8 protein-coding genes are annotated in these 16,854 nt (G+C 37.3%); 1 reads left to right on the top strand and 7 read right to left on the bottom strand.

The genetic code is table 11. The features are described from left to right. Positions 1-448: 448 nt before the first annotated feature. From SLH52_RS01250 to SLH52_RS01235, 4 genes are all read right to left on the bottom strand, one after another. Positions 449-790 carry a hypothetical protein gene (locus tag SLH52_RS01250; protein ID WP_320207488.1) on the bottom strand — a complete coding sequence of 114 codons (342 nt, stop codon included), beginning with the start codon at positions 788-790 and terminating at the stop codon, positions 449-451. Between the two features lie 236 nt (positions 791-1,026). Continuing rightward, complete coding sequence (locus SLH52_RS01245; RefSeq protein WP_320207487.1) at positions 1,027-1,875, bottom strand: hypothetical protein; 849 nt, start codon at positions 1,873-1,875, stop codon at positions 1,027-1,029. 321 nt (positions 1,876-2,196) lie between these two features. Further along, on the bottom strand, positions 2,197-2,580 hold the full coding sequence (locus SLH52_RS01240; protein ID WP_320207486.1) for a hypothetical protein: 384 nt from the start codon (positions 2,578-2,580) through the stop codon (positions 2,197-2,199). A gap of 305 nt (positions 2,581-2,885) precedes the next feature. Then, complete coding sequence (locus tag SLH52_RS01235) at positions 2,886-6,533, bottom strand: S-layer homology domain-containing protein (protein ID WP_320207485.1); 3,648 nt, start codon at positions 6,531-6,533, stop codon at positions 2,886-2,888. 623 nt (positions 6,534-7,156) lie between these two features. Between SLH52_RS01235 and SLH52_RS01230 the strand changes: the two genes are divergently transcribed. After that, positions 7,157-8,155: an S-layer homology domain-containing protein gene (locus SLH52_RS01230; protein WP_320207484.1), complete on the top strand. Its 999-nt coding sequence runs from the start codon at positions 7,157-7,159 to the stop codon at positions 8,153-8,155. Positions 8,156-8,546: 391 nt separating this feature from the next. Here SLH52_RS01230 and SLH52_RS01225 read toward each other — a convergent pair whose 3' ends face one another. The 3 genes from SLH52_RS01225 to SLH52_RS01215 all read right to left on the bottom strand — a co-directional run bounded on the left by SLH52_RS01225 (position 8,547) and on the right by SLH52_RS01215 (position 16,803). Beyond that, the gene (locus SLH52_RS01225; protein WP_320207483.1) at positions 8,547-11,000 is read right to left on the bottom strand and encodes an S-layer homology domain-containing protein; all 2,454 of its coding nucleotides are present in this window, start codon (positions 10,998-11,000) and stop codon (positions 8,547-8,549) included. A gap of 630 nt (positions 11,001-11,630) precedes the next feature. Next, positions 11,631-13,085 carry an S-layer homology domain-containing protein gene (locus tag SLH52_RS01220; protein ID WP_320207482.1) on the bottom strand — a complete coding sequence of 485 codons (1,455 nt, stop codon included), beginning with the start codon at positions 13,083-13,085 and terminating at the stop codon, positions 11,631-11,633. Positions 13,086-13,272: 187 nt separating this feature from the next. After that, entirely contained in the window at positions 13,273-16,803 is a 3,531-nt protein-coding gene (locus tag SLH52_RS01215) for a S8 family serine peptidase (RefSeq protein ID WP_320207481.1), read from the bottom strand. Positions 16,804-16,854 lie beyond the last annotated feature (51 nt).

Here is a 16,854-nt window from a genome sequence, read left to right as displayed (position 1 = left end):
GTTGATAATGAGCAACACCCTAGTATGCGAGGTTAAGCCTTATTCTAGGGTGTTTTTCATATATTAATAAACTTTGAATACAACCTTCTCTTAACAATTTGCGACTTTCAAAATGATAGAATACTAATATCGCTAAAATCGACATTTTTTCACAAGAAAAAGGTCTCATCAATCAATATTTTTCGTATCATTATCCAAATCCCATAACTTTTGCTGGATTTGAACCAATACGGACACATTAATAGAGGACCTTTAAACAAATAATTCTATGCATAGAGAATTTGCCTTGTATATATAATATTAAGTACTTACTTTGAAAGAATTAGAACACTCATTAGATATAGAAACGGAGTCTAAGTTGTTGAAACATAGGAGAGTTTTATGTAGATTCTAAGATTGAAGGAAAAACTTTTGGGATGTTAATAATAGTTTGTTAATTGTATGTATCTTATACAGCTACATTTGGATTTTTTGATTTTCTTAAAATACCCATTAAGCCTGCAGGAATAAGAAATAAAGCTGGAATAACTCCAAATAAACTAATAGAAACTAAAATTGCAATTCCACTAATTAACATGAGGCCTCCGCCCAATTTTGCTTTAAATTTAACGACAATTGCGCCAATAATTGCAAGAGCACTAAACAAAAATGCACTAACACCTAAACTACTAATTTCACTAGATCCAGAAACTACTTCATCTACTGTTCCAATAAACAAAGCTAAAAATGCACCGCCAAACCCTAGTAACCCACCAAGAATACCTAAAATCATTTCAGTTAATCTACTCATCGTTTACCTCCTTATATAGTATATATATAATTTACCATATTTTAGAGTTTTTGTAGTGCTTTTTTTACAATTTATTCATATTAATGGAATTTCAAGTTACTTTCAGACTATTCGCTAGTAATAAAAGCACATAGTACACACCCTTGCTTATAAGTAGTATTTATAGTAAAAAAAGATAGAAGGCAGAATCCCTCTATCTTTCCATATTCATATTCAATTTATTAAAAGTGATTATACTATATTCCTTGCTCGTAAAGTTCCTTGACGTAATCAAAGCTCGGCTTGTATTGTAGCTTTTGTTGTAATAGGTTTTGTAACACTACCTCTTCAGTCGTATCTTCGACATCTTGATTTGATACTTCTACATCATCTTCAACAGGCTGAGAGTTATCTACGTCTGTTTCCTTCACACTAGCTGCAATAATTTCTGTTGGCTCGGAAATATCTTGGCTTGTAGGAAATGATCCTGCAACCAATGTTTCTAGATGATTTTTCATTTCAGAATTCTCAGCAATATACGCATTATCATACCACATATTTTGTTCAAACTTACCTTGTGAAACGACGAGCGGAGAATTCCATTTGCTATCAAAGAAATCACTACTTGGCTCCGATACACCGTATTTTGAAGCGAATGAGCTTGAGCTGTTTAAACCTACGATGTATGGCACAACGCCTGGTGCGTTATTAAACTTCTCAATATTTTCTTCTAAATTCTTTTGAAAATTTACAGCCTTTTCTCTATCCCCAGCTAATTCAGCTTCCTTTATCGTTTGTAAATTATTTTCTATAAGCATGCCATAATACACTTTATTTGGTGTAGCTTGTCCGTTTACTGTTTCGTACCAAGCTGGGTGCTGCTTTGCTTGGAAATCGTGGTACTTAGACCAATCGTTATTTTGAATAGAATCTAGTATTAAATCATTACGCTGCACCTTTACATCAAACAGCGGATTAATCTTTCGTGCCTCATCATCAAAGACTTGCTTCCATTCTGTTTGCTCTGTACCGTTTTCATTGCTGCTTACGTACATTCCATTATTAGAAATGACACCATCTATAGGTGCTGATGAAAACATGACCATCTAGTTATTCCCCCTATCGAAATACAGTAACTATATGATTTTACTAGTTAAGATATGTATATTTAAGCTACTATCTATTGTTAATCTATTTTTTCTAAATATGAAAAATATACTTTATACTAAAGATTTGCTCATGTAATAAAGTAGAGTAGATTAATTAAAAGAGTCCACTCCAATATTAATAGAGTAGCAAAGTTTTCCTATGATGGCAATCTATATGGAGTAAATTGAGACAAAAGGCATGATCGTTAGGTTTATTGACCTAGTCAGCATAAAAAACACAGAGAGTTTTCACCCTCTGGCTTCCTTCTTGTGATGGAGTTATTTTGATGTAAATTGATTTAACAAGAGATTATAGTCTTCTTCTGTTGCTGGACTCCAAGCCTCAGCCTGTTCATCTTTACTTTTTTCTAATTTGAGCTCTTCATCACTTACTACAAATTGATAATCTGTTCCTTCATAGTTTCCAGTCAGGCGCCAAACAGTAGCTTCTTCATTTGCTTGCTCTGCTGATACAGTAGTAAAGTTTTTATCAAAAAGATCAAGCAAATTTTCACCATTTGATGTTGTATGGTTCAAAAGCATTTCTTTAACTGTTTTATCTACACCTTCTAGCTTATCATTAGTACTATTTCCTGAGCATGCTGTGAGAATGGATAACATTACAACAAAAATAGCTATAATTAGAATAGGTTTAGAATTCAATGGATTTCGCTCCTTAACAATGGTAGTTATTTTTAAGATTGTAGCATTAAAATTTTACAGGAAAGTTAGGAAGGATGTACATAAATATTACATACATCATTATTAATTTGATATAAGAACAATATATTATACATTTTTATTTTTTAAGTCAACTTGGATTGAGGTATATATATTAGGATATCTGAATGATACCACAGAAGAGAGTTACTACTTTTTTAGAAGTGGGTGTGGCTAAATATATAAAAAGAAAAAACAGAGAGCTTAGACTCTCTGTTTTTTAAAATTAGCTATTAATTAAAAAGCTATTAGTTTTTAGTTACAGTTACAAGAGCATATTGATCTCCACCAGTTGCTAGATCAATATCTGTAAGGTCAGGAATTACTACTTCAAATGTTACATCTTCAGTAGATAAACCTCTTGTGATAGTTGCTGTTAGAGTAACAGTTTGATCTCCGTTACCAGCTGTATCACGAGTAACTACACCAGCATCTGTTAAGAAAGCAGAACCACCAGCACTCCATGTAATTGTAGTTCCATTTGCACCTGCTGCAACAAGTGTAAATGATGGAGCTTGTTGATCAGCACCAACATTGAACGCAGGAGCTGTTAGAGCTAAAGCGTCATCTGAAACAGCTGTTGCATCTGCTGCTAATCTGTTTTCTTGTGCTACTAATTCAGTATCATCAACTAATGCTTGTTGTGCTGAAGATAATAAATTATAATCAGCTCTTACTGCATCTACAGTTGCTTGATCAGAAGTGTTATCTAATGCAGCAATTGCGTCGATAACTGGTTGTGCTACTATTCCATCTACTACATCTTGGATTTCAGCAGCAGTTAACTCTCCACCTCTTTGACGAATTGGTTCAAGAGCTTCTTTTACATCACCTTCATTAGCTGCTGTTACATCTGTAATTTCAGCTGTTCCAAAAGTATTGAAGTCTACTCCATCCCATTTTCCTTCGTAAGCTGCTTCATTAATTGCTTCTAATGCTAGACGAACTAGTTCATCTGCAGCAACATTGTCATCATTATCTTTTTCAGATAAATCATAAGAAGCTGTGAATTCATATCCTTCACCATTTGAAACAGTGATTTCTACTGAATCAGCAACTGTATCAGCTGGTACTGCTACAGTTCTTTCGTTTCCGTTTCCAGTGAAATTAGTATTAAATGTTCCAACAGTTACATCATAAGCTACGCCATCAAGCGTTGTGAATGTGATGTCACCTTGTAATTCGCCAGCATCAGCATCAGCATCTACAAAGTCATCAACTACATCGTCAGCATCTGGTAGAGCGATAGGAGTAACATCTAAGTCAACAATGTTAAATGTTAAGTTACCTTCATCATCGCTAGTTACTGAGATTTCTGGCTCGTCATCAAGAAGGCGCTCGAACTCGCTTTTTTCAATTCCATAACCTTTTTCTTCATACTCTTCACCAGCATAGCTGTAATTGTGCGCTTCACCATTACGATCAATAATCGTTAATTCATCTTCACTAGTATCATAAGCTCCTAAGAAGCCATACACTTCTGAAGTAGAATACTTGTTGAATTCCACTGTAGCTGAATCTTTTGGTAAAGAATCTCCTGAAGCATGTGCATCTACAACTACTTTAGTAGCATCTTCAGTAACGATTGTGATTGCAGCTTGACCTTCATGTGCTTCTAATTTGAATGACTCGTCATGACCAGCACGAACTGTCTCGTCAGGAGAACCAACAACTTTATCACCATAATATACATCTACATCAGCAATTTTTGCATCAACTGTAAATGTAGCATCAAAGTCTTCGTCCTTATCATAATAAGCAAAACCGTTTTGGTCTACAGATGAATAAACGAAAGTAATTGCTTCACCAACTGTAGTTTCTTCGATTCCAGGGTTACCATCTTCATCAAGTACAGTTAAGCCTGCACCTTCGATTTCTGCGTCTCCAAAGTATACAATTTCACCTTTAGCAGATGTATCTTTAGAATCTAACTCATCATCATCACTTCCATTGTTAAGGAAGAATGTTGGAGTAGCGTAAGCTTCGTCATCATCATCAAATTCACCAATGATTCTAAATGTAGCTACACCGTCAGCATCAGTCTTAGCGTAGAATCCTTCATCTAGGTCTCCAGTAAATTGATTAGACTCATCTTCAAAGTATACATCACCATCGAAGTCTCCGCCTTCAAGAGTAACGTAAACTTTAGTTCCCTTAGGAGCTAGTTCACCATCTTCATCTGTAACTGTTACTTTATACTCACGTCCACCTAAACCGTAGTTAGTGATCGCTGCAGCATACTTAGTACCTACAGATTCAACTTCTAAATCAATATATTCTACATCTTCAAATGTAACTGTTTCTGCTTGAGCTTGAAGGTCAGTAGCTGATAAATGAGATACACCGTCCCAATCATGCTTTTCATCTTCATCGAACTCACCGTTAAAGAATACAACTGGAGTTACTGAAGCATCTTCACCAGTTACAGTGAATGTAGCTTCACCGTCTTTATCAAGTTTAACAAGTATTTGATTTGCTCTACCATTTGTATATTGATATGGGTATTCGCCTTCTCCTTCAACAACATCTGTAACTACTACAGATCTAATTGATTGATCAGGGTCAACATTAACGTTTTCAGCAAATGTAACATTTACATAGCCTGATTCTGCTCCACCTTTAGGTGTAGTTGCTTTTACTTTATAAACCTTGCTCTCACCGTTATCGATAGTGTTGCCTTCTTCTTCGTCAACTTCAGTGATAGTTAAACGATCTGTTACACCCCAGTAAACCATACCGCTTGTAGAACGTAGGTCAGCGTTACCAGTTGCATAAGCAGTTACGTAATCTTCTCCACCAGCATATTGAGTGTAAGAGTACTCAGCAATACCATCTTCGTTAGTGAATACTTCCACTACTTGAGCATTGTTGAAATCAGCATTAGCTGCAATGTTGAATGTAACTGGGATACCAGCTTTAGACTCACCATCAGCAACTGTTACTTCAGCTTGAACTGTTACTTCTTTACCTACGATACCTTGTAAAGAGTGAGATACTACTTCGATGTCAGTTGGAACAACTGCAGATACACCTTCGAAGCTTCCTACTTCTTCGCCATCAACTGTTACTGTGTAAACTTCTCCACCCTCTTGAGGTGATGTAGTTAATACAGCTACTTTGCTGTTAGTTTGTTTAACTGCTGCGTTTTCAACTTCTAAACCTTCGATAGCGAAGTTTAAAGCGTCAACGTCTTCAATAGCATCTTCAAACATTACTTCAACAGTTGTAGTGTTGATTGCTTTTACTGAAGCGCTTAGGTCAACATCGTATCCTAATGCACGGTATAAGAATGTAGCGAATTGAGCGCGAGTTACGCTGTCAGCGCCATCAAAGATAGTACCGTTATCTCTTCCAGTTGTAATTCCGTTTTGGAATAATACTGATACGTTATCTCTGTGAGAAACGTCAATTGTGTCAAGGTCAGTTAATGTAACGTCAACGTCGTTAGCTTCTAAACCGAAAGCACGAACGATAACTGAAGCCATTTGAGCACGAGTTAATACGTCCTCAGCTCCGAACTCACCGTTGCTACCTTTGAAGATGCCAGCAGCTTTAACTGCTGCAGCTGCTGCTAAAAGCTCTTGATCTGAATGTCCTTCTAAGTCAGAGAAAGAGTTAAGATCTGCAGGTACTTCAAGGCCTAAAGCACGTTGGAATAATTTCGCAGCTTGACCGCGAGTTAATGTTAAGTCTGGTCCGAAAGTTCCGTTAGGGAACCCGTTAATAATACCTTCATTTGCTAATGCAGAAATCTCATCATGAGCCCAATAACTAGAGCTAACATCAGAGAAATCATTTGCAGCGCTAGCTGCTACTGGTCCGATTGCAGTTGCTACTAATGCAGCTGAAACAGAACCGGCTAAAAACTTACGATAAGATTTTGGTTGGTAAGCCATTGAATAATTTCCTCCCTTTTGCTACTTAAAGTTCTAATTGATAGTAATTAAATCCAAGAGAATATGTACAATAGTAAGCTATTAATATGTAATCCTCTTAAACTTAATCATAAACAACTACTAGTATAATTATTTCAGGAACAAATGTCAACGAATTCCTGCCAACATTTTTTTCCTGTTTGGGATAACAATCTCCCAACTACTATTTTACAAGACTTGTCACATTTTGCAACAGTTTTTAGCGTTTTTTGAAAATAAAATGTAAATTCACTACCAATTTTTACTACGATGTACTTCTATGTTCTATAATATAGCTTTATTAAGATTTTCTTATCACCACTTCTTAAGGTATGTGGTTGGTTTAATTATATTAGAGGAAAGAGAGTTTAAAAAGGGAGTTTTATTCTATTATATAGAAAATGGCAGTTTGTAGTATGATTTCCTCCAATTCACGTATACTAGTAATTTGTGGGTTTCTCTATTGGTCTCTTACTATATGTAACAATTGCCGGACATATTCTCTTATTTTGTTACAAAACTGTAAAGTAAATCAGTAGATATATATGATAATCTGAATTTAGTGTAGAAATTTATCAATCGGACAAGAATTTACCATTAATGAGGTGATTTATATTATTAGACGTTCCTTTTTCGTAATAGTTACATTTATTTTCGTATTTTTTGCAAATTCTTTAACTTCTTTTGCAGCAGATAAGCAAAACTACGATGTACTCATGCCAGCAGCAAAGAAATATATCGGCGTCCCGTATAAGTTCGGTGGCACAGATGCAAGTGGCTTTGATTGCTCTGGATTTGTACGACACGTATTCAACCAAGTCAATGTTTCATTACCACGAACGACTGCTGAGCAATATAATACAGGTACAGCAGTTGCAAAGGAAAACCTTCGTATAGGTGACATGGTCTTTTTTGAAACATATAAGCCTGGTGCTTCTCATTCTGGTATATACATAGGAAACAGCAAATTTATCCACGCTGATTCCACAAACGGTATTTCAGTTTCTTCATTAGAAGATCCATATTACTGGGGTCCACGATATTTAGGTGCAAAACGTATGCTTTCTTATGAGAAGGAAGTTGGCATCTTCCAAGACATCCCTTCATCATTTTGGGCGTATGAAGAAATTAAAACATTAGCAGATGATAATTTATTGTTAGGCATGGAAGATAGTTATTTTCATCCAGACCAACTCATTACTAAAGCAGAGGTTGCAGGATTATTAGCAGTTTCATTGAAGCTTGATATGAATAACCGTAAAAAGGGCTTTGATGATGTGTCTACAGAGCATTGGGCACTAGGTGCAATTAATGCCCTTAAGGACAAAGGCTATATTACTGGCGATGACGCAAATAACTTTCAACCTAATGCTGCACTTACGAGAGAGCAATTAGCCGTTTGGTTTACAAAAGCCTTCTCACTTGAGGAAGCATCAACTCCTGTTGAATTTGCAGATGTAGATAGCTCGTACTGGGCATATGATCAAATTCAACGTCTAGCTGCTGCAGGTATCTCAACAGGAGACGAGGATAATAACTTCCGTCCAACTGAAGAAATTGACCGTGCACAGTTTGCGGCATTTCTATATCGAGCATTATACTAATTCAAGTGTTCAGACATAAAAATAACTCAACATGCTACCATTTAGTTAACTACTACATATTTTTAAAAGCTTGTAAGCGATACTTGACCGAGAGTATCGCTTTTTTGTTATAGCTCTTTTCGTAAACTATGTAGCTATTGTTTGTTACCAAATTTGAAACAGTTTTATACGTTGGTCATCTTTTTAGAAAAGATGCTACGAACTCTAGTTGCGTATATGTTTATATCTTAGTACGAAAACAGCCTTTGTTGTCACAACACAAACAAATCTTTCAGTCTATGTAACTATTTCACATATGGTTGTACAATTTGTACTAGTATATGAGTCTCGTCTTCAATTATGCAAAAAATAAATCCTCACTCGGCTAGAGCGGAGATTTATGATAAGTCAGTTACTTTTCTTCTATTAATAATGTCCTACTTAACAACAGTGCAAACTCAGCACGTGTCACAAAGTCGGTTGGTCTGAATGTCGGTTCGTTAATAATACCGTTAAATGCTAACAGATTAATATCTTCATAGTTCCAATAAGCTTCATCAATATCAGCAAACGGCATTTTGTCCGTAGCAGGTATATATAATTCATGGTATGCGCGTACGAGCATGGATGCAATTTGTGACCTCGTTAATAGTTCATTTGGACGAAGTGCTCCACCTATACCCATTAGACCATGTGCTTCAGCTATTGCCATGTCCTCATAACCGATATCTCCTTGTTCCATATCAGTCGCTTGCATTTCGTAGCCTTCTGGCAGCGTCAAGCCTAGCGCTCTGACAAAGATAGCTGCTGCATGCCTACGTAGTAATGATTCATCTGGTTTATACGTTCCATCTGTATAACCATTAATGATGTTATTTAGCTGCAGATGTCCAACAGCTGATGCAATTTCCATGTCAAAGATATCTGGGTATACAGACACTTCGCCTTGTTTGATATGCGATGATGAAACGTATCCATAAATGATATTACCGTATACCGCATAATAGGTAGTATGGTCGGATGGATCACTATTTTCAAAAGGACCTTCAATAATTTGTAGCGGGAAATAGTTCGTAAGCTCGGCAATAGCTTCTCCATCTACTTCATCGAAAATAGCTGTGTTAGTTAAATTGTCCTCGTACGTATACACAAAATCATATACCTCATATAGCTGCCTTGATTTTGTCTCCAACCCTTCCCACTCATAATGCTGCGCTAGGAAACTGAGTTCATCTGGTTCAGCTGGATTTTCATATTCTACTTCAAATGAAGGGATATCCTGGACGTTTACTAAACTGTTTTGACGAATGACATCAAATACACGTTCTTGATAAGGTGCTTGTTGATGTTTAATGCTCGGATCATTCTGTTGTGACAAGCCGTTATAAGCCATTAACGCAAAATACCAATGTTCGATGACCGCTGGAACATGATCGTTAATGGTCGGTATATTTGCTGACTCCCATTTTTCCTTCAGTAGCTGTGCAGCGATATCGATATTGTATTGCGTATCTGTTTCTAGCTTTGAACGATCAATACCTTTTGCCATCATCTCATCCTCAGAAAGCACCACTTGCATGAGACCAATACCACCTTCTTCACCGACAAGCGGATTGCCTTCATCATCAAATTGCTTCATGCCTGTATCAACATATGCCATCGCCTTTAAAATTTCTGGAGGAATGCCATGTTTCGTTGCAGATTCAGTAAGTAACTCTTTAATTTTTGCTGTCGATAACACTTTTTGTATATTAAGCTGCTCTGGTGTCGTTCTACTTTCTTCTATATTATTATACGTTATATACAGTGTAGCTGAGCCACGATTAAATCCTTGTTGCTCATGCTGACGTGCGAAAAATTTCACTTCATCAAATGTATAGCTATCAAATATCCATGACTGCTCTGGTTCTAGCTCAAAAGGGTCATACCATGTAGGCAGTTGTGAATCATTTCTGATCTCATCAACAGTGACAGGGATGTACTCCCCGTTTCCATCTTGACCTATTAAATAAATATTTTGCTCTCCTTGTGACGATACGAGCATTTCCATATTGTAATAGGCAGAGTCAAATGTATTTTCTTCATAGTTTAATAAATCTAGTTGAATAGGTTCACGGACATTATACTCGCTTTCATCTAGCCTATCGACCCAATATTGTTGTGCTGAAATTTGGTCAAATGGTGTGTCAATAAGTCCATTCATTTGCGCATGGTTTTTAATCGCAAGCTCAGAACCAAACAGCTGCACATAATCTTCAGCAAAAATTTCGGCTAAGCTCCAAATGTATTCTCCAACCCCATCAGAATGGGCATTTGAATTTTTGGATAACTGACGTGCTTCTGCATACGAACTATTTTTCCAATTTGCAGGTTTTTCATTTTCTCCTTCTATTAAATGATAAAAGCTGAAATGATGCCCGTATTCATGTGATAACGTATGGGCGATGTCACCAATCGTTGTGAAATCATCTCCACCATACAATTCGATTTTACGCTCTGGTAGTAGCTTCCATTCAGTACCCCATTGATACTGCGCGTAATATTGGCCGACTACATCTACACCAGCAGGATAATCTGGATAAATAACGATCTTTTCTAATAGCTCAAACTCTTCCCCGTGCTTATTACGAAGTAGCTCTTGTTCGACTTGACGTAACTGATCGACAGATTTCCATTTCGGACTGTAGCTCTCAATTGTAACCCCGCTAGCTCCTTCATACCTTTGGATGATCGTATAGTAGTCTTCATATTGAAATTGTGCTGCTGTTGTAGTCGTCGTCTCATCAAATACTTTTGCTTCCGCATGTACTGTCATGAAGATCATTAATAGTGATGACACGAACATGATTCTTAGTAGCTTCTTCAACTTCATTACACCCTCTTTTTTTAAAAGGCTCTTTCATACTTAGTTGCAATCTTTACGATATCAGATCATATATACATAGTTTTATAACATGCTTATCGTTCTACATACGCAAAGATGCCACGTACTGTATATATATGTATTTATGTCTTAGTTTGAAAACAACAACGTATGCGAGAAACAGCCTTTGTTAATTTTTGTTCAACAAGGAGGACAAAAAAGCGGCGTAGTTATTTGACCATTGGAGTCAGATGACTGCACAGCGAAGTAAAATCGCTACTATGTATTGAGGAATTTACTCCTATGTCTAAACTTGAAAAGATGCATACATTCGAGTACGACGTATTGAGGAAGTCCAACTAAATTCCGCTAGATTAATGCTAACACGGGATCAGCACGGCGTGTGCAAGTAGTCCAACTAATAGTTGCAACGTCAATAGTAAACGTCCAAATCCGAACAATCTGTTCAAGTTTATTCCACAATCATTTTTCCTAGACCTTTTGAACATTCATATGTAGTTGCTATTATTCTACTACACTTTCACATGATACGAAAATAATAGAAAAAGCCTAGTATATTTCTACTAGACTTTGTGATGTACTATGGTACTTATGTTTTTACTTATAGCTTAACTATTTACGCTCCTCTTTTTCAATTGTAAGTTTGACAAATAACGAAAACTCAGCTCGTGTAACATTCTCCCACGGACGAAACGCTCCTGCATCAACAATGTCGTTATTCGCTAAGAGATTAATAGAAGCATATGCTTCTTCAGCTTCGTTCACATCTGAGAATTCTATATTTGTGGCTGCTTCACCGTAAACATGGTCATACGCACGTGCAAGGATGGAAGCGATTTGTGCTCGTTTTAATGACTCGTGCGGTCGAAGCTCTCCACCCTTACCCATTAAGCCATGTGCTTCCATAAGTAACATTTCATCGTAATAGTCACTATCTGGGCTCATATCTGTCGCCTTCATCACATAGCCGTCTGGTAGTGGAAGATCAAGTGCTCTCGTTAACATCGCTGCAGCTTGCCCACGCGTTAATTGATTCGTTGGCTTAAACGTGCCATCAGGATAGCCATTAATAATTTGTCGCTGTTGTAAAAACGCTACTGCAGCTGCCGTATCAGGGTCTTCGATATCTGGGAAAATCATGACATCACCTTTTATAAGGTTACCAGAAGAAATAAACCCTTCAATGCCGTTGCCCTTTACTTGATAAAACACGTAATGATTTGCTTCATTTGTACTTTCAAACGGTCCATCAACAATTTGTAACGGTGTGTAGTGAAGAGCTTTGCCACTTACCTCACCATCAGCAGCATCACGCATATTCGAATACGTATATACATGATTATATGTATAAGCTGTATCACCTTTGCTTAAAAGCTGAGTGGATTGTGTTGACATTTCATCCCATTGATAAGATTTATCTGGAAAGCTCATCAGCTCAGGGCGATCAGGGTCTGGATAATTAATTTCTACAGCAGGCGTTTCTAGCAGATAAAGCCCACTACGATTTCGAATCTCATCAAACACTCTTTCTTGATAGGCGCTCTTGCCCTCTTGTGGATCATTGCGCTTCGATAAGCCGTTATATGCCATTACTGCAAAATACCAGCTTTCAATTGTTGTTGGATCGTTCTCATTAATAAGAGGTAAATCAAAGCTCTTTTTCTCTAATAGGATATCCGCACCTACTTCAATATTGTAGCGCGTATCAGTCTTTAACCGTTCTATATCATAAAGTCCTTGCTCTATTTGAGCTGCTGTTAACGTAATTTGCATAAGCCCAATGCCACCATCTGGTGAAATAAAAGGACTACCATCAGCATTAAACTGCTTCATCGCAGATTCAGTTTGGGCAACTGCCTTCAATATTTCAGGAGGAATGCCTTTCTCAACAGCTACCTCCCATAGAAGCTTCTTCACTTCAACAATCGATGGTCCATTCACTTCAGCTACTTCCTCAACACCTGTGTTATTCGCCTCCGACGGCATCGTCTGTGCAGACGTAGTCACTTGCGAGCATGCACCTAATATTAATGAAGAAACACAAACAGCCGACACTAATTTTTTCATTCCTTATACCTCCTGAGGTCTAACCCCCATCGCATTAATGTGTTCAATCAATATGTACTAATCTCTTTATCTTTAAAACTATGTATGTGCTCTAGATTTGAAAATGATCATCCAACCGTTATGAAGAATACATATGGTTAATATTGAAAGAAAGCCTAGTAAACTAGGCTTTCCTCGTTATACAGTATTATTCACCCATCGCTACGCGTAGCGTATATGGTTCATTGCTATATTTGAAGCTAAATTCCTTCACTTCAAAATAATATTTGCCAGTTGGTAGTGAAACGGTAGCCATCTCTTGGTCACCAGCACCGTAGTTATCAAGCGTTTTGACAACTAAGCCATCACTATTATAGATAGTTACGACTCCATCTATTCCTTCAGGCATGTCTAGTGTTACATCAAATGTTGCATCACTTTCAACATTCAATTCATAGTAGTCTTTATCACCGAAGTCAACATTCGCATTAAAGTAACCTGTCGCTTCGTAACCTTGTTCTTTTTTCATCAATTGAAGTGGCTCTGACGGAATATTGTTCGTTACAACTGTTGCTACGTCTTCATCTTGACTGTTCAATTGATTGATCGAAATATCGTATGATTGAGCTGATAAACCCATCCAGCTATCATTCATCGTTATGATAAAATAGCCAACATCTTCTTTTGCTTCGAAGGAACCCGATAATCCCTCAAGTGCATACGGATAATACGGAATAGATTTACTAATTTCTTCATCATCTATAGACATATTTCCATTTGTATCTTCAACAATTTGAGCTAATACAATTAACGGATTCTTCACAGAAGTAGGTAATGTGCTCTCTAATTCGTTAGATAGTGGATTGATTGTTAAATCAAACCCTAAATTCACATCTGCACTACGATGCTTGTAATAATACATATCAACATCACCAGACAGAATAAATTGGCCTCTTACAGGGCTGTTTGGCTGTAACACTGTTGCTTGAATTAATTCATCGTTCTTTTCATTTTCATCATAAGGTACTTCTAATATTTCTTTTGACATAAGCTTATATGCTTCTTCACTAGGACGATACATGCCATTTCGCGCACTAACATAATATGTGTTACCACTTTCTAGTGCAATCGTGGTACCTGATTCTTCCATACCAAAACCAAAATTATTTAATGGGAATAGCGCATGCGCTTCTTCATCATATTCGAAGATTTCTAACATAGGTCTTATTGTATTCGCATCATCAAATGAAAATTGATATATCGCGTCTTTTTCAGGTGTTATCGTATAGAAATCTTGGTCAAAGCTTGATTGGAAATAGCCTGATGCTTTATCGCCAATGCTAAATGGTAATGCTGATGCTAAAATTTGGTCTACCTCTTCTTCAGAAAAATAGCTAAACGAGCCTCCGAACATAAAGAATAACTCATCTTCAATAGCTGCTTGTTTATTTTCTAAATATTGATTGAGGTCGATGTCTTCCGTACCCTCTGAGATAGCAACTGCTAACGTTTCGTCAAACTGCGGGATCATCGGAAAGCCGTCCTCATCTGCAGGTATCTCGACAGTTTTCATCGTCACTTCATATGGAAGTGCCGACGCTGGTACGCCTGTGCTTTCATTTACCATTGCCCCAAATCCAAACAAGATGTCAAAGATAGAAAACATTGTGTGTGGTTCACTTGATACTTCAATTACATATTCCATACCTGGCATTGCTTCAAACGTTAATGATTCACCCTCTCCTGCAAGTCCTTCATTTGCAGTTTCCACTGGATACGGCTCATACATGAAATAATCTTCCACTGGCACATCTGGCGGAATCTCCATATAAAGACTTTCAGCAAAATAAACATTTAATGAAGAATTTATGCCCGCTACACCAGACAATGCAATATTGATCATTTGTGGCTCTTCAACTGAAAAAGAGAAATAATCTTTGTCAGCTACTTGTTCACCATTTTCATCAACATGTAAAAATGTTAACGGCGCTACATCAACTTTATTACTATTAAACGGAAGTGATGTGATGGCTACTGGACTGTATTTTGTCACACCATCCTCATAAAGTTCATTAAAATGTTGCATTGTTAACTCGTAAGAGGATTTTCCTCCTAAGCTATAATTGTCATTAACATCCGAAATTCCAATTGCAAGTGTCCCTTTTTCCCTTGCTGTAAATAGCTTCGCTTCTGCACCACCAGCTAATTGTGCATTTACATCTAGCGTTTCGCTAGCTTCCATAGCTCCTTCTGGATAGAATCGAAGCTCCATTTTATAATCATAATCCGCTGAAATATCCAGTACTGTTTGCAATGATTGACCGGCTTCTAAATCTACCTTCAGCCAATCAATTTGCTCAGGAGATGTCAGCTTCCCTTTTTTCATAAAGGCTTCTTCAACTAAGGCAACAACTTCACCTTCTGCTAAGATCTTTTCATCGTTCCATTCATTAAGCTCTGGCAATTGACTAATATCATATTTCAATGCTGCTACTGGGTTCACTAAGCCATGTGCAAACTTTGTATCATAGCCTACATCACCTAAGTCTAGCGCTGTTCTTTCTAAGATTGCCTCTACTTCGTAAGGCTTCAAATCTGGATATTTAGATAAGATAAGTGACGCGACACCAGCTACAACAGGTGATGACATGGATGTACCACTTAAATTATCAAAAGAAGAACCTTTGATAAGGTCAAATGTTGAGTTATAAACATCTTCCCCTGGAGCAACAATATCAACTGATGGGCCATAGTTCGAAAAGCTTGCAAGTTTATTTTGATCATTTGTTGCACCTACTCCAATTACCCCTTCGAATGCTGCCGGATAAAAGTACTCATCTGAACTGTAATTACCAGCCGCAGCAACGACAACAACATCTGCCTCAATTGCTCGCTCAACCGCATCCTTTACGATTGGACTTGGATAAAAGAACCCTAAGCTTAAATTAATGACATCGGCTCCATTATCAACCGCATATAAAATACCTTCAGCAATCGCATAATCAGTTAACTGAGATACATCTACAGGCATAATCGTTGCATTTGGATTAACTCCATGGCCACCAACACCATTGTTCGCTTCACCTGCAACGATTCCACCAACATGTGTAGCATGAACATATGGTGTTGCTATAGTAGCAGGATCACCAACAGTGTATGGAGGTAATATTTTCGATTTTAATTCTGGGTGATCGACATCAATAGCTGAATCTACTACCGCAACCGTCACTTCGTGCTCTCCAGCAAGACTTAACGCTTCATCAATTTCAAGCAATGATAAATGATACATACTATCTTTTTTCGGGTCAGTAGTTGCTATTCCTTGGTATTCGAATGAAACACTTGGCGTCACACCGACTACAGCAGCTTCAGATGAATAGGAACGTAATGCTCCCTCCATGCTGCGACCTTTTTTTAGCTTCACTACATCATAGCCTAGTGATGGGAATGAACGTACAACTTGCATCCCCGCTCGATTATGTAGTTTACTAGATAGCTTTTCGCTATATTTAATGATGAGTGTATCCTCACTTACTAGATCATTAGCATCCTTTTGTTGCTCTAAAGCTAGTAAGCGCTGCTCTTTGTCAGTAAGATTCAATTGACTAAGGACATTAATCGGCTCTCTATCTTTGAAAGCTTGTACATGATCAACAGTCGTCGAGGCTGCTGCAAAGCTAGGCATGACTAACGTTGAAGCCAACCCTATTGACAATGCTGACTTTTTCCATTTTTTCATATAGATTTTTCCTCCTTTTGAAGTGTTCCTTCTTTAAATACTACGACAAAT

Source organism: Cytobacillus sp. IB215665 (genome assembly GCF_033963835.1).
In the GTDB taxonomy this organism is placed as follows: Bacteria; Bacillota; Bacilli; order Bacillales; family SM2101; genus Nanhaiella.
The sequence above is the reverse complement of the archived record's forward strand: the minus strand, read 5'-3'. Positions and strand labels throughout refer to the sequence as shown.